The sequence below is a fragment of the Roseateles saccharophilus genome (assembly GCF_004342485.1).
Taxonomy (GTDB): domain Bacteria; phylum Pseudomonadota; class Gammaproteobacteria; order Burkholderiales; family Burkholderiaceae_C; genus Pelomonas; species Pelomonas saccharophila.
In genome coordinates this window covers 160,355-178,426 of sequence record NZ_SMBU01000002.1, presented here as the reverse complement: position 1 = coordinate 178,426, position 18,072 = coordinate 160,355, and the positions used below count along the sequence as shown (strand labels likewise).

Below are 18,072 nucleotides of genomic sequence, written 5' to 3'. Positions count from 1 at the left end.
TGAGTAGTCGGAATTATCGACTGCGTTGCCTCAGCGCCTCATAAAGACAGACCCCAGAGGCCACCGACACGTTCAGGCTCTCGACCGCGCCCGCCATCGGGATGCGCACCAGCTCGTCGCAGGTCTTGGCCGTCAGCTGGCGCATGCCCTCGCCCTCCGCCCCCAGCACCAGGGCCACGGGGCGCTTGAAGTCGACGTCGTAGATCGAGCGCTCGGCACGGTCGGAGGTACCGACGACCCAGATGTCGCGCTCCTTCAGCTCGTTCAGCGCGCGAGCCAGGTTGGTGACCATCAGATAGGGCACCGTCTCGGCTGCGCCGCTGGCCACTTTGGCCACCGTCGCGTTCAGGCCCACGGCACGATCCTTGGGCGCGACGACAGCATGCGCGCCGGCGCCATCGGCCACGCGCAGGCAGGCGCCGAGGTTGTGCGGGTCGGTCACGCCGTCCAGCACCAGCACGAGGGGCGGGCCGTCGACTGCATCGAGCACGTCGTCCAGCGAATGCGGCTGAGCGATGGCTGCCACACGGGCCACGACACCCTGGTGGCGCGGGCTGCCGGCCAGCTGGCTCAGGCGCTCGTCGCTGCTCTCCACCAGCTTGGCGCCCGTCTCCTTCGCCCGCTCGATGAAGGCCCGCATGCGCTGGTCGCGCCGGGCCGGATCGAAATGGACCTCGGTGACCGAGTCGGGATGGGTCTTGAGGCGGACGGTGACGGCGTGGAAGCCGAACAGGACAGACTTGGAACTCATGGCCCGGATTGTCGGTGCAACTGGCCGGCCTCGACTCCGCCTCAGCGCAGCATCTGCACAGCCATCAGCAACCCGATCAGCACCGGCTGATGGGCCATGTAGAAGCTCAGCGACCAGCGCCCCAGCACGGCCAGCGGGCGCGGTGCAGCGCCGGCCCACAGTCCCGGCCGCAGGCGCGTGACGACGAAGCCCAGCAGCATCAGTCCCAGCCAGGGCAGCACCGGCACATAGTCCTCGGTGATGGGCTTGTGCGTGACCAGGCCGACCCAGTTGGTCCAGCGCATGTCGAAGAAGTCCAGTTGCAGCAGCCGCGGCGCGGCGATGGCCAGCGCGGCCAGCACCAGCAGCGCCACGTTCGGCAGCCGGCTCAGGCCCAAACGCAGCAACAGCAGCATCACCGCAATGCCGTGCAGCACGCCGAAACTGATCCAGCTGCCCGGGAACATGAACCACGAGCCCAGCGACACCAGCGCCGCGCAGCCCGCCACCTGCCCCCAGCGCTTCCGGAACCGGCCACTGCCCTGCCCTGCCAGCACCGCGAAGGCCTGACCGCCACCGGCGCAGAACAGGAAGAGGCTGACGATGCAGCTGCGCTGCCAGGTCCAGACCGGGTCGCGGTAGAAGTCCTGGCGGATCCAGCCGAAGTGGTTCAGGTCGAAGCAGAAATGGTAGACCGCCATCCAGACGATGGCGGTGCCACGCAGCGCGTCGAGGCGGTCGGAGCGGTGGGGCGGTGCGGCGGCGGCCTCGGGCATGAAGGGGCTAGGGAGTCGGCATGGACGCCGGATTCTGGCCCCTGCGCAGCCGCTTTCCGGCGATACAGCCGAACTGCGTGCAGCCTCGGCGCAGGGTCCGCGAGACGCCATAAGATGGACCCGCGCCGTCGTGGCGCCAATCATGGAGAGCGTGTGGACATGAAGGCATTGCTGATCTCGACCCTCCTCGCCGCCTCGATGCCGCTGGCGGCACTGGCGGCTCCGCCCGCCGACGCACCGGCCGGCACCACGGGCCTGTGCAAGGACGGCAGCTACTACAGCGGCGCCAAGAAGGGCGCCTGCCGCGGGCACAAGGGCGTGAAGGACTGGTACGGCGACGCCGCCGCCGCCGCTGCCGCCCCGGCTCCTGCGGCCACTCCGGCCGCCAAGCCCACGGCGGCTGCGCCTGCAGCCGCCCCTGCCCCCGCGCCGACGGCGGCGGCAACCCCGGCCAAGCCCGACAAGCGCCAGCCCCCGCAACCCGCCGCCACGGCCGCGCCCGGCGGCGGCCCCGGCCTGGTGTGGGCCAACGAGAAGACCAAGGTCTACCACTGCGAAGGCGACCGCTGGTATGGCAAGACCAAGGAAGGCGAATACATGAAGGAGGCCGACGCCAAGGCCAAGGGCTTCAAGGGTCCGCGCGGCAAGGACTGCAAGGCATAAGCCCCCCTGCAGCCCGACGGCCTCCTTGTGGGGCCGGGCCCGCTTGATGAAACGGCGCCGTGAGGCGCCGTTGTTCTATTCACCATGTCGATCAAACCGCTGCTTCTCCCCCTTCTGCTCAGCGCGACCTTGGCCGTTGCAGCGCCCGCCCAGCCTCGCGCCATCGCCCCCCGCGCGGCGCTGGATGCCGAGGAACTGAACAACATCGGCGTCTTCAAGCGCGTCTCGCCCTCGGTCGTGCACATCACGACGCTGGCCGTGCAGCGCGACTTCTTCTCGCTGCGCACCAGCGAGCAGCCGCGCGGCACGGGCACCGGTTTCGTCTGGGACGACACCGGCCACATCGTCACCAACTTCCACGTCATCCAGGACGGCGACCGCGCCACCGTCACGCTGGCCGACCAGAGTAGCTACCCGGCCCGGCTGGTGGGTGCCTTCCCCGACCGCGACATCGCCGTACTGCGCATCGAGGCGCCGCGCGACAAGCTGCCGGCCATCGCGGTCGGCAGCAGCCGCGACCTGCAGGTGGGCCAGAAGGTCTATGCCATCGGCAACCCCTTCGGCCTGGACCAGACGCTGACCACCGGCATCGTGTCGGCGCTGAACCGCGAGATCGAATCCGTCACCCGCCGCACCATCAAGGGCGCCATCCAGACCGATGCGGCCATCAACCCGGGCAACTCGGGCGGCCCGCTGCTGGACTCGGCCGGCCGGCTGATCGGCGTCAACACGGCCATCTACAGCCCGAGCGGCGCGAGCGCCGGCATCGGCTTCGCCATTCCCGTGGACGAGGTCAACCGCATCGTGCCGCGGCTGATCCGCGACGGCCGCTTCATCCGGCCGGCGCTGGGCGTCACGTCCGGGCCGGCCAACCTCGCGCAGGCGCTTGGCGCCCCCAAGGGCGTGCTGCTCGTCAACGTGGCCGACGGCAGCCCGGCCGCGGCGGCCGGCCTCAAGCCCTTCGGGCGCGACCGCAGCGGGCGCATCGTGCAGGGCGACGTCATCACGGCCGTCGACGGCCAGGCGGTGGCGGACCTGGACGACATGCTGTCGCTGCTGGAGCAGCGGCAGATCGGCGACAAGGTGACACTGACCGTTTGGCGGGCGGGGCAGACGCGGAAGGTGGTGGCGACGTTGGGAAGCTCGGACTGAGCCGATGGAACTCGACGCCGCACCGGTCGACCGAGCCTTGCTGCATGCGCTCGGCAAGCAATGCGCACAGCTTTTGCACGACGGAAACTTCGATGCCCTTGCAAAGCACTTTGGCTATGCGGTGGCTTTCAACCGACCACTCGCTACAGCAATTGAAGCCGACCTGCGCATAGCCCTGACCGAGGCCGGCGCCAGCGGACTCGCAGCAAGCATCGATGCCCAGATCGGAACGACGTTCTTCAAGCCCGGCCAGAACCTGCTTGCGGTGGTGGAGTGCTCGCTGCCTACGAGCGACGGCGGCGTCGTGCTGGCGGAATTGGTCGTCACGCATCAAGACGGCCGCGCCTGGATCACCCTGGAAGAAATCAGCGGGCAGCGCGACGGTCTGACGGCCTGAACCCCGTAAAGTAGCGGCCCTTCCGACGCGCCAGCGGGCGCGTGGCCAACCCGACCAACGATAGGACACCCCATGGGCGCGCAATGGAAAGCCAAACACAAAGACATCGCCGCCAATGCCAAGGGCAAGCTCTTTGGCAAGCTGGCCAAGGACATCATGATCGCGGCGCGCCACGGCGCCGACCCCAAGGACAACGCCAAGCTGCGCATGGCCGTCGAGGCGGCGCGCAAGGTGTCCATGCCCAAGGACACGCTGGACCGCGCCATCAAGAAGGGCGCCGGCCTGACCGGCGAGACCGTGCACTTCGAGCAGGTCATCTATGAGGGCTTCGCACCGCACCGCGTGCCGGTGATGGTGGAGGTGCTGACCGACAACACCAACCGCGCGGCGTCGGACATGCGCGTGCTGTTCCGCAAGGGGCAGCAGGGCACGCCGGGCTCGGTGAGCTGGGACTTCGACCACCTGGGCCTGATCGAGGCCGAGCCCGCCACACCGGGCGCGGACGCCGATACGGCCGCCATCGAGGCCGGTGCCCAGGATCTGCTGCCGCCGGACGAGGACGGCGTGACCGTGTTCCTGACCGATCCCACCGACCTCGACCTTGTGAGTCGCGCCCTGCCCGCCCAGGGCTTCACGGTGCTGAGCGCGAAGCTGGGCTATCGCCCCAAGAACCCCGTCGATCCGGCGAGCCTCAGCGCGGAACAGCTGGAGGACGTGGAAAGCTTCCTCGCGGCGATGGACGACAACGACGACGTGCAGCACGTCTACGCCGGCCTGGCCGGCTGAGGTCAGCCCGCTGGCATAGCGCACTGCGCCAGCAGCCACTGCTCGAAGGCCTTCACCGCCGGCCTTGACCGGGCCGCCGGATCGACGATGAGCCGGTAGGCCCGCGCGGACGCGATGCCAGTGTCGAAGGGCGTGACGAGCTGGCCGCTGGCCAGCAGCGCGTCCACCAGTGGCCTGCGCCCCAGCGCCACGCCCTGCCCCGCCACCGCGGCGGCGATGGCCTCGGCATAGCTGGAAAAGCTCAGCCGCGCCGCCGGCCGCAGGTCGCTCAGCCCCCAGGCGCCAAGCCAGGGCTCCCACTCGGCGGGCATGCCGGCGCTGTCGCCGTCCATGGCCAGGTGCAGCAGCGTGTGGCGGGCCAGATCGGGCGGCTCGCGCAGCGGCAGTCCCAGTTCGTCCACCAGCCTCGGGCTGCAGACCGGCAGCATGGATTCGGCGAACAGCTGCCGGCCCTGGGCGCCGCCGACGGGGCTGTAGCGGATGGCCAGATCGAAGCCCTCGCTGGCCAGGTTGCGGTTGCCCAGGCCAGCGTCCAGGCGCACGTCGATGCCCGGGTGGGCGCGCGTGAAGGCGGTCAGCCGCGGGATCAGCCACAGCGACGCGAAGCCCGGCGTGGTGGTGAGCGCGAGCAGCTGGCGCTGGTGGGGCTCGCGCACCGTGCGCACGGCCACGCGCAGGCTGTTCAGCGCGGCAGCGCAGGCCGCGTGCAGGCGCTGGCCATCCTCGGTCAGCGCGAGCGCACGGTGGCGGCGCTCGAACAGCGTCACGCCCAGCTCCTCCTCCAGCGCGCGCATCTGCCGGCTCATGGCCGACTGCGTGACGAAGCGCTCGGCGGCGGCCTGCGTGAAGCTCAGATGCCGCGCCGCCGCCTCGAAGGCGGCCAGCAGCTGCAGCGGTGGGAGTCGGTCGAGTGGCTTGTCTGGCATGCGCTGGCGGAATGCGAAGCCTTCCGAATCATCGTTTGTCGGCGGGTGTGGCGAGGCTCACTATCCGCGCCAGAGGCCCCAAGCGCAAGCATGCCAATCCGGCATGCAGCATCGGCCGCCCGAGGAGCACACCATGCTGATCGACGTCCCCCGCACCCGGCTGCTGCTGCAGCGCGGCCAGACCTCCCGCCTGCCCGAAGCCAATGCCACCCATCTGTGCAGCGCGGCCGGCACGCTGTGGGTCACGATCGACCACGACGCGCGCGACATCGTGCTGGAACCGGGCCAGTGCTTCACGGTGCGCAGCGACGAGGCCGTCACCGTCAGCGCGCTGAGCGGCCCGGCGGTGCTGGACCTGCGGCCGGCCGGAGCGCCAGCGTGAACGCCGCACTGACGGCAGTTGGCCACGCGGCGGACAGCGAAGTCTGGCGTCTGCCGGGTGGCCGCCAGGTGAGGCTGCGCCCACTCGCACCGGAGGACCTCTGCGCCGAGAAGGCCTTCTTCAACGGCCTGTCGCGGGACTCGCGCCAGCAGCGCTTCCACTTCGGCCTGCGCGAGCTGAGCCCGGCACTGCTGAAGCTGCTGACCGACGTGGACCAGCGCCTGCACCGCGCCTGGGTCGTCGAGGCCGACGAGCCGGGGCGGCGGGTCATTGCCGATGCGCGCTTCGTCTGCGACCCGGCGCAACCCGGCATGGCCGAGTTCGCGCTGGCGGTCGCCGACGACTGGCAGGGCCGCGGCCTGGGCCGGCGCCTCATCGCCCACCTGATTGCCCAGGCACGCCGCCAGGGCCTGCGGCAGCTGTATGGCGATGTGCAGGCCGAGAACCGCCGCATGCTGGCCCTGATGCGCGAGTTCGGCATGCGGCTGCGGGCGCATGCCGACGGCGCCCAGCTCGTGCGCGCGGTACTGGCGCTGGATGTTGCTGCGGATTGACCTTTGAATTCAGGACATTCAAAGATTAACTCATCAAGCAAATCATTGATACACATTTGATTTTTCAAATCAATTCAGGACAAAATTCAGGACAAATATCCTGAAGCCATGCCTGCCGACCTGCCCAGCCTGGAGCGCCTGTTGCGCCCGCGCGGCCCCACCGGGCTCGCGGACATCGCGGCAGCCCTGGGCTGCTCGACCAAGACCGCCCAGCGCCTCGTCGGCGCGGCGGGCGACGCCGTCGTGGCCGCCGGCCACACGCGGCGGCGGCGCATCGCCTGGCGGCGCGAGCTCCGCGGCCAGCGTGCCGAGGCATCACTATACCGCATCAATGCCGATGGCCGTCCCCAGACCATCGGCCGGCTGAGCCCCGTCTGGCCGCAGGGCTGCCACCTCGACGCCGAAGCGCCCGCCTGGCCGGCGCCCGAGGAGGCCCGCGACGGTTGGTACGGCGGCCTGCCCTACCCGCTCTACGACCTGAGGCCGCAAGGCTTCCTCGGCCGCGCGTTTGCGCGCCGGCATGCGGCCGGGCTGGGCCTGCCACCCGACCCGAGAATGTGGGACGACAACGCACTGCTGCTCGGCCTGGCCGCCTGCGGCGACGACCTGCCGGGTGACCTGCTGGTGGGCGACGCCGCGCTGCGCCGCTTTCTCGATGCAAGGCTGGTCGGCGCCGCGCCGCTGGGCGCAGCCGAACTGCCCACTGCCTATGCCGACCTCGCCGCCCAGGCCCTGGAAGGCGCCCTGCCCGGCTCGTCGGCCGGCGGCGAGTTCCCCAAGTTCACGGCCGCCCGCGAGCTGGCCGGCATGGCCACGCCGCATTGCGTCGTCAAGTTCAGCGGCCCGGACGACTCGGCCACCGTGCAGCGCTGGCGCGACCTGCTGGTCTGCGAGCACCTCGCGGCCAAGGCCCTGGGCGATGAGTCGGCGCGCACCCGGCTGCTGGCGCATGGTGGGCGCCACTTCCTGGAGATCGAGCGCTTCGACCGCATCGGGGCCCAGGGCCGGCGCGGCGTCGTCAGCCTGGAGAGCGTCAATGCCGGCCTGGTCGGCGCACCGGGCGACGACTGGACCTCCGTGGCGCGCGCGCTGGCGGGCCTGGGCCTGCTGAGCGCGGCCGACGCCGAACGCGCCACCGAACGCCAGCTCTTCGGCCAGTTGATCGGCAACAGCGACATGCACGGCGGCAACCTCGGCTTCTTCCACAGCGCTGGCGGCCTCGGCCTCGCGCCGAGCTACGACCAGCTACCGATGCGCTACGCCCCGCAGGCCGGCGGCGAAGTGCTGTCGCCGCCGCTCACCCCCGCGCTGCCGCTGCCGGCGGAGCGCGAACGCTGGGTGCGCGTTGCGCCGCGCGCACTGGCCTTCTGGCAGGCCGCGGCGGGCGACGAACGCATCAGCCCGGGCTTTCGCGCGCTGTGCGCCGACAACCATGCCGCGCTGGAACGCGCCGTCGCCATCGCATGAAACGACTGCTTCTCGCCCTACTGCTGCCCAGCCTCGGCATCCTCATCGCCAGCCTGGCCGCCGGCGAATGGCTGACGCGCCCGGCCCGCGTCCTCATCGGCCCGCCGCCGGCCGGCTTGAACGCACAGGCGGTGCGCATCCCCTACGGCGACGGGCAACAGGTCAGTGGTTGGTTCCTGCCCGGCCGCGCCGGCGAAGGCGCGGTGCTGCTGCACGGCGTGCGCGGCAACCGGCTGCAGATGCTGGAACGCGCCCGCTGGCTGCAGCGCGAAGGCATGGGCAGCTTGGCTGTCGACCTGCCCTCGCACGGCGAGAGCAGCGGCGAGCGCATCACCTTCGGCCGCCGCGAGGCCCTGGGCGTGCAGGCCGCGCAGGGCTGGCTGCGCGAGCGCCTGCCGGGGGAGCGCCTGGGCGCCATCGGCGTCTCCCTGGGAGGCGCCTCGCTGCTGTTCGCCGAGCGCCGGCCCGAGCTGGATGCGCTGGTGCTGGAGTCGGTCTACCCGACCATCACCGATGCCGTGAAAGACCGCCTGACCGCCCGCCTCGGCCCGGCCGGCGCCTGGGCCGCGCCGCTGTTGCTGCTGCAGGTGCCGCTGCGGCTGGGCTTCAGCGTGCAGGAACTGCGGCCGCTGCAGGCCATTTCCACGGTGCGCGCGCCGCTGGTGGTGGCGTCGGGCACCGACGACCGCTCCACGCGCTGGGTCGAGACCGAACAGCTCTTCGCCGCCGCGCCCGAGCCCAAGCTGCTGTGGCCGGTGCCCGGTGCCGGCCATGTCGACCTGCACGACTTCGACACGCCGGGTTACCGCGCCCGCCTGCTGCCCTGGCTCCAATCACATCTGCGCAAAGCCCCGGGCTGACGGGGCCAAGGGACGGCCGGCAAGATGGCGGCATGAGTTCCCTGCCCCCGCTTTCCATCCTCGACCTGGCCCCCGTCGTCGAAGGCGCGACGACGCGCGAGGCCTTGCTCAACAGCCTGGACCTGGTGCGTCTGGCCGACGAGCTCGGCTATCGGCGCTACTGGGTGGCCGAGCACCACAACATGGAGGGCGTGGCCAGCTCGGCCACCGGCGTGCTGATCGGCCAGCTCGCCGCCGCGTCCAGGCGCATCCGCGTCGGCGCGGGCGGCATCATGCTCCCCAACCATGCGCCGCTGACCATCGCCGAGCAGTTCGGCACGTTGGCCGAGCTCTTCCCCGGCCGCATCGACCTCGGCCTGGGCCGCGCGCCCGGCACCGACAGGCCGACGATGCGCGCGCTGCGCCGCAGCCTGGAGACGAGCGGCGAGGACGCCTTTCCCAACGACGTGCTGGAACTGCAGGCCTATCTCGCGCCGGTGGCCGAGAACGCGGTCGTGCGCGCCGTGCCGGGCCAGGGCACCGAGGTGCCGATCTGGCTGCTGGGCTCCAGCCTGTATTCGGCACAGCTCGCGGCCTACCTGGGCCTGCCCTTCGCGTTCGCCTCGCACTTCGCGCCGGAGCTGCTGATGCAGGCCCTGCAGGTCTACCGCGCGACCTACCGGCCGAGTGCGCGGCACCCGAAGCCGCATGCGATGGTCGGTCTCAACGTCATCGTCGCGCCCACCGACGAGGAAGCGCAGTTCCTGTTCACCTCGGTCCAGCAGCGCTTCCTGGGTATGGTGCGCGGCCGGCGCGGCAAGCTGCCGCCGCCGGTGCCGGGCATGGAGGCGCTGTGGACGCCGGCCGAGGCCATGCAGGTGGCGCGCATGCTGAGCGAATCCGTCGTCGGCTCGCCCGACACCGTGCGCGCGGGCCTGGCGGCGACGCGCGAGCGCACCCAGGCCGACGAGTTCATCGTCGCCTGCGCGATGCACGACCACGCGGCGCGCAGGCGCAGCTACGAGTTGCTGGCCTCGCTCTGACCCTGGGGCAGCCGCGCCAGCTGGGCGCGGGCCAGTGCCGAGTACAGCGGCGGCGACAGCAGCCGGGCGACGCCGCTGGCGATCAGCGCGCAGGCCATCAGGCTCAGCACCATCGCGTGGCCATCCACCATCTCCATAACGATGATGAAGGCCGTCAGCGGCGCCTGCGTGGCCGCGGCCAGGAAGCCCGCCATGCCCAGAGCAATCAGCGCCGAGGCCTGGGCCGTGCCGGTCCAGGCCGCCACGTCGGCGCCCCAGGCCGCGCCTATGGCCAGCGACGGCGCGAAGATGCCCGCCGGCACGCCCGACCAGGCCGTCAGCCAGGTCGCCACGAGCTTGAGCGGCGCGTAGAGCCAGGAGTCCAGCCGTTCGCCCTGCAGCAGGGCCCGCGTGTGGCTGTAGCCGCTGCCGAAGGTGGAGCCATTCATCGCGATGCCGAGCACGGCGACGGCCAGCCCGCAGGCGAAGGCGAAGCTCAGCGGCCGCAGCCGCCGCCAGCGGCTGAAGGCGTCGCGCCCCGGGCCCGCCAGGCTGGCGATCAGCAGCCGCGAGAACAGCCCGCCCAGCAGGCCGCTGCCGACGGCCAGCAGCAGGCCGGGGCCGAGCAGGGACCAGTCCAGGCCGGCGACGTGGATGACGCCGAAATAGGCCCCGTTGCCCTGCAGCGAAGCGGCCACCAGGCCGGCCAGCACGATGCCGGCGATCAGGAGGCCGCTGCTGCGCTGCTCGGGGCGGCGGCTGAGCTCCTCGATGGCGAACATGACGCCGCCCAGCGGCGTATTGAAGGCCGCCGCGATGCCAGCCGCGCCGCCTGTGACGAGCAGACCCTGGACCGTCACGCCGCTGCGCTCGGGCAGCCAGCGCCGCGCCGCATGCATCAGGCCGGCGGCCACCTGCACCGACGGCCCTTCGCGGCCGATGGACAGGCCGGCCAGCAGGCCCCAGCAGGTCAGCACGACCTTGGCGACCGACAACCGCAGCGATACGAAGAGGCCGCGCTGCTCGGGCGGCACCGAGGTGTCCAGCGCCGCCATGACCTGCGGTATGCCCGAGCCGGCCACGCCCGGCCAGAAGCGCCGCACCAGCGCAACGATGGCGACGGTGCACAACGGCGTCCAGACCAGGGGCAGCCACCAGACGGCATGGCGGGCCTCGGAGAACAGCGCCAGCGCCCAGTCGCCCAGGCGCGAGAAGCCGACGATGGCCAGGCCGGCCAGCGCCGCGAACGCGATCACGAGGGCGCGCGTCAGCCACAGCCGCCAGTCCGACAGCTCGCGCTGCACGCGCAGCAGCAAGACCTGCGCGCCCTTCACGAGGCCGCCCCTATCATGGGCCGATGCCCAAACGCACCCCTGCCCCGCCACTCGAACTCAGCGAGCCCGCGACCCGGGTGCTGCGGCGCTTCCGCCTCGTCTTCAACACGGTGAAGACGCATTTCCAGCAGGTCGAGAAGCAGGCCGGCATCGGCGGCGCCCAGCTGTGGGCGCTCAGCCTCATCGACACCAGGCCCGGCCTGGGCAGCGGCGAGCTGGCAAGGGCGATGGACGTGCACCAGTCGACCGCGAGCAACCTCGTGCGCGCACTGGTGGCGCGCGGCTTCGTGCAGGCCGGCAAGGACGATGCGGATCGCCGCACCGTGCAGCTGACGCTGCTGCCCGAGGGCCGCGCCGTGCTGGACAAGGCACCCATGCCGCTGAGCGGCGTGCTGCCGCAGGCGCTGGCGTCGCTGGACGCCGCCACGCTGACCCGGCTGGACGAGGACCTGGCGCGGCTCATCGACGTGCTGGACGGCGACGCCCGCGCCGCCAAGATCCCGCTGGGGCAGTAGCCTCTGCATCGTGGCGACTTGCCCGGCGGTCAATCGACCGCCGGGTTTTCCGAAGGCGCTGGGCTCAGCGCTGGGGATAGGCGATGTCCGCGCGGCGGTTCTGCGCCCACGCAGCCTCGTCGTGGCCGGTGGCCTTGGGGTGTTCCTTGCCCCAGCTGATGGCTTCCATCTGGCCATCGCGCACGCCATAGGTCTTCAGCGCCTTGACGACGGCTTCGGCACGCTTCTGGCCCAAGGCCAGGTTGTATTCCGAGCTGCCGCGCTCGTCCGCATTGCCTTCGACCTTGACGGCCAGCTGGGTGTTCTTGACGAGATAGGCGCCATGGCGCTGCAGCATCGCGTCGTAGCTCGACTTGACGGCGAAGTTGTCGAAGTCGAAGTAGACGCTGCGCTCGGTCGAGATCAGGCTCTTGGGATCGAGGTGGGCGGGCAGTTCGACGGCGGCAACCTTGGGTGCGGGGGCCGGGGCTTGTGCGACCGGCGCGGGGGCCGGAGCCACGGGGGCAGGCGCCGGTGCGGGCGGCGGCGTGACAGGCGTGCTGCTGCAACCGGCAAGTACCAGACCCAGGGCCAGGATGGCGCCCGGCGTCGAATTCATCAGCTTCATGGATGTTGTCCTCAAAGGCGCAGGAAGCGCGCCCCGGATCGCCATGATAGTCAATTACTTTTGTGCAAATCTATTTCGAGGCTGACACCATGCCACGGCCGGCGCGGCATCCGTCACTTGATGCGCTGCTTTTCGAGCTTGCGCGCCAGCGTGCGCCGGTGCATGCCCAGGCGCCGCGCGGTCTCGCTGATGTTGAAGTCGGTCTGCGCCAGCACCTCGTGGATGCGCTCCCACTCCAGCGTCTTGATGGACGCGGTCTGGCGCTCGGTGACCTCGACCTCGGCGTCGCCCTGGCGACGCGCGAACGCGGCCTCGATGTCGTCGGTGTTGGCCGGCTTGGCGAGATAGTGGCAGGCGCCGAGCTTGATGGCCTCGACGGCGGTGGCGATGCTGGCATAGCCGGTCAGCACGACGATCAGCACCTCCGGGTCCCAGGCGGCCAGATGCTGCACGCAGGCCAGGCCCGAGGCGCCCGCTGCCAGCTTGAGGTCGACGACGGCATGGCCGAGTTCCTCGTCCTCGGGCAGTTCGTCGAGCAGCTTCTTCATGTCGTCCAGGCCGGTGGCGCGGACAACGCGCCAACCGCGGCGCTCGAAGGAGCGGATCAGCGTGCGGGCGAAGCTGTCGTCGTCCTCGACGATGAGCAGCAGGCGGTCTTCTTCAGGAACGGGAAGCATCAGGAGCAGATTGTCGCGGCAGCAGAGAAGCCAGAGGCAGCGTGAGCGTCACGGCCGCACCGCCCTCCTCCCGGTTGCGCGCCTGCAGCCGCCCGCCCAGCGTGCGCGCCACGTTGACGGACAGGAACAGGCCCATGCCGCGGCCGGGCTGGCCCTTGCTGCTCTGGTAGGGCTCGCCGAAGTGCTCGAGGCGCTCGGGCGCGAAGCCGGGGCCGTCGTCGAGCACGGCCAGGCTCAGCGTGTCCTCGTCCGGGCGGCTGGCCACCAGGGTCAGCGGCGCGCCGGGCGCGGCCTCGGCCGCGTTGTCGAGCAGGTTGCCGATGACCTGCTGCAGGGCGCTGTCGGAAATGATCTCCAGCTCGGGCAATTCGCCGTCGCGGCGCAGCATCAGCTCCACGCTCGGGTGGGCCTGGCGCCAGCCCTGGGCCAGGCCGTCGATGAAGGCCTGCAGCGAGGTCAGCCGTGGCGCCTCGCCGCGCATCTCGCCGGCAGACATCAGGATGCCGGTCACGATGGCCTTGCAGCGCAGGATCTGGCGCTGCATCTCCTCGATCTCCTCGCGCAGCTCGGGCTCGCCGGCGAAGGGCGCCATATGGGCCCAGTCGCCGAGGATGACGGACAGTGTCGCCAGCGGCGTGCCCAGCTCGTGCGCGGCGCCGCTGGCGAGCAGGCCCATGCGCACGATGTGCACCTCCTCGGCCGCACGCTGCTGGAGCTCGGCCAGCTCGGCATCGCGCTGGCGCAGGTTGCGGTTGATTCGCACGATGAAGACGCTGAGCAGGCCGACGTTGAGCAGGAAGCACAGCAGCAGGCCGCCCAGATAGTTGGGCGACAGCAGCGTGGGCATCTGCGGGTCCAGCGCCAGCGGCCGGTGCCACTGCATCAGCGCGACGAAGCCGCTCAGCGCGCTCAGCACGACGGCCCACAGATAGGCTGGCCGCAGCAGCACCGAGGCGACGGCGACCTGCAGCAGGTAGAGGTAGATGAAGGGGTTGTCGCTGCCACCGGCCAGATAGAGCTGGCCGGTCAGCACACCGACGTCGACCAGCAGCGCGATGCACAGCTCCAACTGCGAGACCGGCTGCGAGAGCCGGTTGCGCCACAGGCTGAACAGGTTGAACGCGACGAGGATGCCGAGCAGGCTCAGCATCTCCGCCCAGGGCAGCACGATGCCGAGGGCCGCGTGCACGACGAGCACGGTGGCGAGCTGGCCGCCGACGGCCAGCCAGCGCAGCTCGATGAGCTGGCTCAGATTGGCCCGGCCGGCGCGGCGCTCGGGCGCCACGACGACGGGCTCGGCAGGGGGCGTGATGTGGGTGTCGGTAGTCAAGGCTGGGTCCGCCGGCGCTCTTCGCGGACCAGATAGCCGACCGCGGCAGCGGCCATGGCCGCGAGCGCCAGCCAGGTGGCGGCGTAGACGGCGTGATTGTTGGCGAAACGCAGCACCGTCAGCCCGGGGCGCGGCCAGCGCTGCGGCTGGGCGGGGTCGGCGGACTCGTCGACGAAGAAGGGAGCGACCGGGCCGGCCACGCCGGCCTGCGCCGCGATGCCGGCCACATCGCGCGAATACCAGCGGCCCTGCGCGGGCTCGTTGTGGCGCAGCGGGCCGCCGCCGGGCTCGGAGAGGCGCAGCAGGCCGACGATCTCGACCGGGCCGGCCGGCGCGGCATGCGTCTCGGGCGCGCGCTGCTCGGACGGCACGAAGCCGCGGTTGACGAGGATGGCGCCGCCGTCGTCAAGGCGCAGCGGCGCGATGACCCAATAGCCGCCGCCGAGCTCGGTCGTCGCCTGCACCAGGGTTGCGCGCGGCTCGAAGCGCCCCTGCAGGCGCAGGCGACGGTATTCATCAGGTTTGCCGACCGAGGCCCATGCGGACACTGCCGGCGGCGCCACCGGCTCGGCATGGACCTGGCGCTCGACGCGCGCGATCAGGTCCTCTTTCCAGGACAGGCGCTGGACCTGCCAGACGGCCAGCGCCAGGAAGCCCAGGCTGGCCAGTGCCGCGCTGACGATCAGGGCAATGCGCGCAGCGCGGTTCATGAAACCCCATCCCCGCACGTAGTGCCTCCTGCGGGCCGAGCGCCGGGCCGCTCCCAAGCCGGCCCGCTCTGGCGATGTGCTTGGCGGTCGAGCCGCCAAGCATCGCCGTCCCCTCGGGGGACCGGTTGGGCACGCCCGCGTTCAGCGCGGCGTGACCGGACGAGGGGCTTCACATTCACGGCATGTTGCGCATCGCCGCGGGGTCGGGCGTCGGCATCATGTTGGCGTTCATGTGATACATGACCCAGACCGAGCCGGCCAGCATGATGACGACCAGGGCCACCGTGAACAGCAGGGCCAGCATGGACCAGCCGCCCTCGACCTTGGCATTCATGTGCAGGAAATAGATCATGTGCACGACCATCTGCACGGCCGCGAAGCCGAGGATGACGAAGCCCGTCATCTTGGGCGTCGGCAGCACCTTGCCCATCACGAGCCAGAACGGGATGGCCGTCAGGATGACCGACAGGATGAAGCCGGCGGCATAGCCCTTGAAGCTGACGTGGAAGCCGTCGTCCTCATGGTGGTGGTCGTCGTGGGCGTGATCGTGATTGGCAGCCATCACATGGACCCCATCAGATAAACGAAGGTGAAGACGCCGATCCAGACGACGTCCAGGAAGTGCCAGAACATCGACAGGCACATCAGGCGGCGACGGTTGGCCGCCGTGAGACCGAGCTTGCTCACCTGCACCATCAGCGTGACCAGCCAGATCGTGCCGAAGGTGACGTGCAGGCCGTGCGTGCCGACCAGCGTGAAGAAGCTGGACAGGAAGGCGCTGCGCTGCGGGCCGGCCCCCTCGTGGATCAGGTGGTGGAACTCGAACAGCTCGATGCCGAGGAAGCCCAGGCCGAACAGGCCCGTGATGGCCAGCCACGCGAGCACCTGGCCCTTGCGCTTGTGCTGCACCGCGATCATCGCGAAGCCGTAGGTGATGGACGAGAACAGCAGCAGGGCCGTGTTGACGGCCACCAGCGGCAGGTCGAACAGGTCGGCGCCCGACGGGCCGGCCGCGTAATTGCGGCCCAGCACGGCGTAGGTGGCGAACAGCACCGCGAAGATGAGGCAGTCGCTCATCAGGTAGAGCCAGAAGCCCAGCATCGTGCTGCTGGGCGGGTGATGCGCGCCGGCGTGGTCGTAGTAGACCGGCGCGCCGTTCACGTGGGTTGCAACGGTTGCAGTCATGTCATGCGCTCCCGGTCAGGCCGCCGATGCGAGCGCGCGGGTGCGCTCGGCCTCGGTGCGGGTCACGGCATCGGCCGGGATGTGATAGTCGCGGTCGTAGTTGAAGGTGTGGACGATGGCCGAGATGACGGTGGCCGCGAAGGCCAGGCCCGCGATCAGCCACATATGCCAGATCAGCGCGAAGCCCATGGCCGTGGCCAGCATGCCGATGACGAAGCCGGCACCGGTGTTCTTGGGCATGTGGATGGCGACGAAGTCCTGCAGCGGACGCGGGATGCCGCGCTGCTTCATGTCGTGCCAGGCGTCCTGCTCGTGCACGACGGGCGTGAACGCGAAGTTGTAGTCGGGGGGCGGCGAGGAGGTGGACCACTCCAGCGTGCGGCCTTCCCAGATGTCGCCGGTGGTGTCGGCCAGCTCCTTGCGGCGCCAGATGCTGACGCCGATCTGCACAAGGAAAGCGCCGATGCCGCAGGCGATGATCAGGCCGCCGATGGCCGCAACGATGAAGTAGGGCTGCAGCGACATGTCGTCGAAATGGCTGACGCGGCGCGTGATGCCCATCAGGCCCAGCACGTACAGCGGCGTGAACGCGACCCAGAAGCCGATCAGCCAGCACCAGAACGACACCTTGCCCCAGAAGGCATCCAGGCGGAAGCCGAAGGCCTTGGGGAACCAGTAGTTGATGCCGGCGAACACGCCGAACACCACGCCGCCGATGATGACGTTGTGGAAGTGGGCAATCAGGAACAGACTGTTGTGCAGCACGAAGTCCGCCGCCGGCACAGCCAGCAGCACGCCGGTCATGCCGCCGATGACGAAGGTGACCATGAAGCCCACGGTCCACAGCATCGGCACCTCGAACTTGATGCGGCCGCGGAACATCGTGAACAGCCAGTTGAAGATCTTCGCGCCCGTCGGGATCGAGATGATCATCGTCGTGATGCCGAAGAAGCTGTTCACGCTGGCGCCCGAGCCCATCGTGAAGAAGTGGTGCAGCCACACGAGGTAGGACAGGATGGTGATGACCACCGTCGCATAGACCATGGACGCGTAGCCGAACAGGCGCTTGCGGCTGTAGGTGGACACGACCTCCGAGAAGATGCCGAACACCGGCAGCACCAGGATGTAGACCTCGGGGTGGCCCCAGATCCAGATCAGGTTCACGTAGAGCATGGCGTTGCCGCCGAGGTCGTTCGTGAAGAAGTTGGTGCCCAGATACCGGTCGGCCGTCAGCAGCGCGAGCGCGCCGGCCAGCACGGGGAAGGTCGCGACGATCAGCACGTTGGTGCACAGCGACGTCCACGTGAAGACGGGCATCTTCATCATGGTCATGCCGGGCGCGCGCATCTTCAGGATGGTCGCGATCAGGTTGATGCCCGAAAGCGTCGTGCCTACACCCGCGATCTGCAATGACCAGAGGTAGTAGTCCACCCCCACGTCGGGGCTGGCCATCAGGCCCGACAGCGGCGGATAGGCCAGCCAGCCGGTCTTGGCGAACTCGCCGATGAACAGCGACAGCATCACGAGGACAGCGCCACCGGCGGTCATCCAGAAGCTGAAGTTGTTCAGGAAGGGGAAGGCCACGTCGCGCGCGCCGATCTGCAGCGGCACGACGTAGTTCATGAAGCCCGTCACCAGCGGCATGGCGACGAAGAAGATCATGATGACGCCGTGGGCCGTGAAGACCTGGTCGTAGTGATGCGGCGGCAGGAAGCCGGCGTTATCACCGAAGGCCATGGCCTGGTGGGCGCGCATCATGATGGCGTCGGCAAAGCCGCGCAGCAGCATCACGACACCGAGCACGATGTACATGATGCCGATCTTCTTGTGGTCGATGCTGGTGACCCAGTCGCGCCACAGCGGGCCCCAGAGGCGGAACTTGGTCAACAGGGCCAGCACGAAGAGGCCACCCAGGGCGACGGCCCCGAAGGTGGCGACGAGGATGGGCTCGTGGTAGGGGATGGCGTCCCAGCTCAGCCGGCCGAGGATGGGGTGAAGTTGTTCAGCGGACATCGGTCGG

General features: G+C 70.1%; 21 protein-coding genes. 10 read left to right on the top strand and 11 right to left on the bottom strand.

The window, feature by feature from the left end; translation table 11 throughout:
• Nucleotides 1–13: 13 nt before the first annotated feature.
• Both rlmB and EV671_RS02635 read right to left on the bottom strand, forming a co-directional pair.
• Nucleotides 14–751 carry a 23S rRNA (guanosine(2251)-2'-O)-methyltransferase RlmB gene (rlmB, locus tag EV671_RS02640; protein WP_132569736.1) on the bottom strand — a complete coding sequence of 246 codons (738 nt, stop codon included), beginning with the start codon at nt 749–751 and terminating at the stop codon, nt 14–16.
• A gap of 41 nt (nt 752–792) precedes the next feature.
• A complete protein-coding gene (locus tag EV671_RS02635; RefSeq protein ID WP_132569735.1) occupies nt 793–1,506 on the bottom strand; it encodes an acetyltransferase domain-containing protein in 714 nt (237 codons plus the stop codon).
• A gap of 159 nt (nt 1,507–1,665) precedes the next feature.
• Here EV671_RS02635 and EV671_RS02630 point away from each other — a divergent pair, with 159 nt between their 5' ends.
• The 4 genes from EV671_RS02630 to EV671_RS02615 all read left to right on the top strand — a co-directional run bounded on the left by EV671_RS02630 (nt 1,666) and on the right by EV671_RS02615 (nt 4,504).
• Nucleotides 1,666–2,169 (top strand): DUF3761 domain-containing protein, encoded by a 504-nt coding sequence (locus tag EV671_RS02630; RefSeq protein ID WP_132569734.1) that lies wholly within the window; start codon nt 1,666–1,668, stop codon nt 2,167–2,169.
• Between the two features lie 84 nt (nt 2,170–2,253).
• On the top strand, nt 2,254–3,321 hold the full coding sequence (locus EV671_RS02625) for a S1C family serine protease (protein WP_132569733.1): 1,068 nt from the start codon (nt 2,254–2,256) through the stop codon (nt 3,319–3,321).
• 4 nt (nt 3,322–3,325) lie between these two features.
• Nucleotides 3,326–3,718 (top strand): hypothetical protein, encoded by a 393-nt coding sequence (locus EV671_RS02620; protein ID WP_132569732.1) that lies wholly within the window; start codon nt 3,326–3,328, stop codon nt 3,716–3,718.
• Nucleotides 3,719–3,790: 72 nt separating this feature from the next.
• Nucleotides 3,791–4,504 (top strand): YebC/PmpR family DNA-binding transcriptional regulator, encoded by a 714-nt coding sequence (locus tag EV671_RS02615; RefSeq protein ID WP_132569731.1) that lies wholly within the window; start codon nt 3,791–3,793, stop codon nt 4,502–4,504.
• 2 nt (nt 4,505–4,506) lie between these two features.
• Here EV671_RS02615 and gcvA read toward each other — a convergent pair whose 3' ends face one another.
• Entirely contained in the window at nt 4,507–5,430 is a 924-nt protein-coding gene (gene gcvA, locus EV671_RS02610; RefSeq protein WP_132569730.1) for a transcriptional regulator GcvA, read from the bottom strand.
• A 133-nt stretch (nt 5,431–5,563) separates the two neighbouring features.
• On the opposite strand from gcvA, the gene EV671_RS26640 reads away from it, so the two are divergent.
• The 5 genes from EV671_RS26640 (at nt 5,564) to EV671_RS02585 (ending at nt 9,715) form a co-directional block, all read left to right on the top strand.
• Nucleotides 5,564–5,812, top strand: coding sequence for a DUF2917 domain-containing protein (locus EV671_RS26640; protein WP_165917451.1), 249 nt, complete (start codon nt 5,564–5,566; stop codon nt 5,810–5,812).
• Entirely contained in the window at nt 5,809–6,366 is a 558-nt protein-coding gene (locus EV671_RS02600) for a GNAT family N-acetyltransferase (protein ID WP_165917450.1), read from the top strand. Before EV671_RS26640 ends, EV671_RS02600 begins: the two co-directional genes overlap by 4 nt.
• A 108-nt stretch (nt 6,367–6,474) precedes the next feature.
• On the top strand, nt 6,475–7,833 hold the full coding sequence (yjjJ, locus tag EV671_RS02595; protein WP_132569727.1) for a type II toxin-antitoxin system HipA family toxin YjjJ: 1,359 nt from the start codon (nt 6,475–6,477) through the stop codon (nt 7,831–7,833).
• The gene (locus tag EV671_RS02590) at nt 7,830–8,693 is read left to right on the top strand and encodes an alpha/beta hydrolase (protein WP_132569726.1); all 864 of its coding nucleotides are present in this window, start codon (nt 7,830–7,832) and stop codon (nt 8,691–8,693) included. The genes yjjJ and EV671_RS02590 overlap by 4 nt, the downstream gene beginning before the upstream one ends.
• 41 nt (nt 8,694–8,734) lie before the next feature.
• The gene (locus EV671_RS02585) at nt 8,735–9,715 is read left to right on the top strand and encodes an LLM class flavin-dependent oxidoreductase (RefSeq protein ID WP_132569854.1); all 981 of its coding nucleotides are present in this window, start codon (nt 8,735–8,737) and stop codon (nt 9,713–9,715) included.
• Here EV671_RS02585 and EV671_RS02580 read toward each other — a convergent pair.
• Complete coding sequence (locus EV671_RS02580) at nt 9,691–11,028, bottom strand: chloride channel protein (RefSeq protein WP_132569725.1); 1,338 nt, start codon at nt 11,026–11,028, stop codon at nt 9,691–9,693. The two genes, EV671_RS02585 and EV671_RS02580, sit on opposite strands and share 25 nt — an antisense overlap.
• Nucleotides 11,029–11,051: 23 nt before the next feature.
• Between EV671_RS02580 and EV671_RS02575 the strand changes: the two genes are divergently transcribed.
• On the top strand, nt 11,052–11,543 hold the full coding sequence (locus tag EV671_RS02575) for a MarR family winged helix-turn-helix transcriptional regulator (RefSeq protein WP_132569724.1): 492 nt from the start codon (nt 11,052–11,054) through the stop codon (nt 11,541–11,543).
• Nucleotides 11,544–11,607: 64 nt separating this feature from the next.
• On the opposite strand, the gene pal is transcribed toward EV671_RS02575, so the two are convergent.
• The 7 genes from pal to cyoB all read right to left on the bottom strand — a co-directional run bounded on the left by pal (nt 11,608) and on the right by cyoB (nt 18,065).
• A complete protein-coding gene (pal, locus tag EV671_RS02570) occupies nt 11,608–12,144 on the bottom strand; it encodes a peptidoglycan-associated lipoprotein Pal (protein WP_424511157.1) in 537 nt (178 codons plus the stop codon).
• Between the two features lie 119 nt (nt 12,145–12,263).
• Nucleotides 12,264–12,827, bottom strand: coding sequence for a response regulator transcription factor (locus tag EV671_RS02565; RefSeq protein WP_132569722.1), 564 nt, complete (start codon nt 12,825–12,827; stop codon nt 12,264–12,266).
• On the bottom strand, nt 12,811–14,157 hold the full coding sequence (locus EV671_RS02560; protein WP_132569721.1) for an ATP-binding protein: 1,347 nt from the start codon (nt 14,155–14,157) through the stop codon (nt 12,811–12,813). The genes EV671_RS02565 and EV671_RS02560 overlap by 17 nt, the downstream gene beginning before the upstream one ends.
• Nucleotides 14,154–14,867 carry an SURF1 family protein gene (locus EV671_RS02555; protein ID WP_132569720.1) on the bottom strand — a complete coding sequence of 238 codons (714 nt, stop codon included), beginning with the start codon at nt 14,865–14,867 and terminating at the stop codon, nt 14,154–14,156. The genes EV671_RS02560 and EV671_RS02555 overlap by 4 nt, the downstream gene beginning before the upstream one ends.
• Nucleotides 14,868–15,042: 175 nt before the next feature.
• Nucleotides 15,043–15,429: a cytochrome o ubiquinol oxidase subunit IV gene (gene cyoD / locus EV671_RS02550; protein ID WP_132569719.1), complete on the bottom strand. Its 387-nt coding sequence runs from the start codon at nt 15,427–15,429 to the stop codon at nt 15,043–15,045.
• Complete coding sequence (gene cyoC / locus EV671_RS02545) at nt 15,429–16,052, bottom strand: cytochrome o ubiquinol oxidase subunit III (RefSeq protein ID WP_132569718.1); 624 nt, start codon at nt 16,050–16,052, stop codon at nt 15,429–15,431. The genes cyoD and cyoC overlap by 1 nt, the downstream gene beginning before the upstream one ends.
• A gap of 15 nt (nt 16,053–16,067) precedes the next feature.
• A complete protein-coding gene (gene cyoB / locus EV671_RS02540; protein WP_132569717.1) occupies nt 16,068–18,065 on the bottom strand; it encodes a cytochrome o ubiquinol oxidase subunit I in 1,998 nt (665 codons plus the stop codon).
• Nucleotides 18,066–18,072 lie beyond the last annotated feature (7 nt).

What these genes read in the sequence shown, in the direction of transcription:
- EV671_RS02615 (WP_132569731.1), top strand. Translation starts at nt 3,791, where the DNA reads ATGGGCGCGCAATGGAAAGCCAAACACAAAGACATCGCCGCCAATGCC.
- EV671_RS02565 (WP_132569722.1), bottom strand. Translation starts at nt 12,827, where the DNA reads ATGCTTCCCGTTCCTGAAGAAGACCGCCTGCTGCTCATCGTCGAGGAC.
- EV671_RS02630 (WP_132569734.1), top strand. Translation starts at nt 1,666, where the DNA reads ATGAAGGCATTGCTGATCTCGACCCTCCTCGCCGCCTCGATGCCGCTG.
- cyoB (WP_132569717.1), bottom strand. Translation starts at nt 18,065, where the DNA reads ATGTCCGCTGAACAACTTCACCCCATCCTCGGCCGGCTGAGCTGGGAC.
- rlmB (WP_132569736.1), bottom strand. Translation starts at nt 751, where the DNA reads ATGAGTTCCAAGTCTGTCCTGTTCGGCTTCCACGCCGTCACCGTCCGC.
- yjjJ (WP_132569727.1), top strand. Translation starts at nt 6,475, where the DNA reads ATGCCTGCCGACCTGCCCAGCCTGGAGCGCCTGTTGCGCCCGCGCGGC.
- EV671_RS02625 (WP_132569733.1), top strand. Translation starts at nt 2,254, where the DNA reads ATGTCGATCAAACCGCTGCTTCTCCCCCTTCTGCTCAGCGCGACCTTG.
- cyoC (WP_132569718.1), bottom strand. Translation starts at nt 16,052, where the DNA reads ATGACTGCAACCGTTGCAACCCACGTGAACGGCGCGCCGGTCTACTAC.
- cyoD (WP_132569719.1), bottom strand. Translation starts at nt 15,429, where the DNA reads ATGGCTGCCAATCACGATCACGCCCACGACGACCACCACCATGAGGAC.
- gcvA (WP_132569730.1), bottom strand. Translation starts at nt 5,430, where the DNA reads ATGCCAGACAAGCCACTCGACCGACTCCCACCGCTGCAGCTGCTGGCC.
- EV671_RS02575 (WP_132569724.1), top strand. Translation starts at nt 11,052, where the DNA reads ATGCCCAAACGCACCCCTGCCCCGCCACTCGAACTCAGCGAGCCCGCG.
- EV671_RS26640 (WP_165917451.1), top strand. Translation starts at nt 5,564, where the DNA reads ATGCTGATCGACGTCCCCCGCACCCGGCTGCTGCTGCAGCGCGGCCAG.
- EV671_RS02635 (WP_132569735.1), bottom strand. Translation starts at nt 1,506, where the DNA reads ATGCCCGAGGCCGCCGCCGCACCGCCCCACCGCTCCGACCGCCTCGAC.
- EV671_RS02620 (WP_132569732.1), top strand. Translation starts at nt 3,326, where the DNA reads ATGGAACTCGACGCCGCACCGGTCGACCGAGCCTTGCTGCATGCGCTC.
- EV671_RS02555 (WP_132569720.1), bottom strand. Translation starts at nt 14,867, where the DNA reads ATGAACCGCGCTGCGCGCATTGCCCTGATCGTCAGCGCGGCACTGGCC.
- EV671_RS02590 (WP_132569726.1), top strand. Translation starts at nt 7,830, where the DNA reads ATGAAACGACTGCTTCTCGCCCTACTGCTGCCCAGCCTCGGCATCCTC.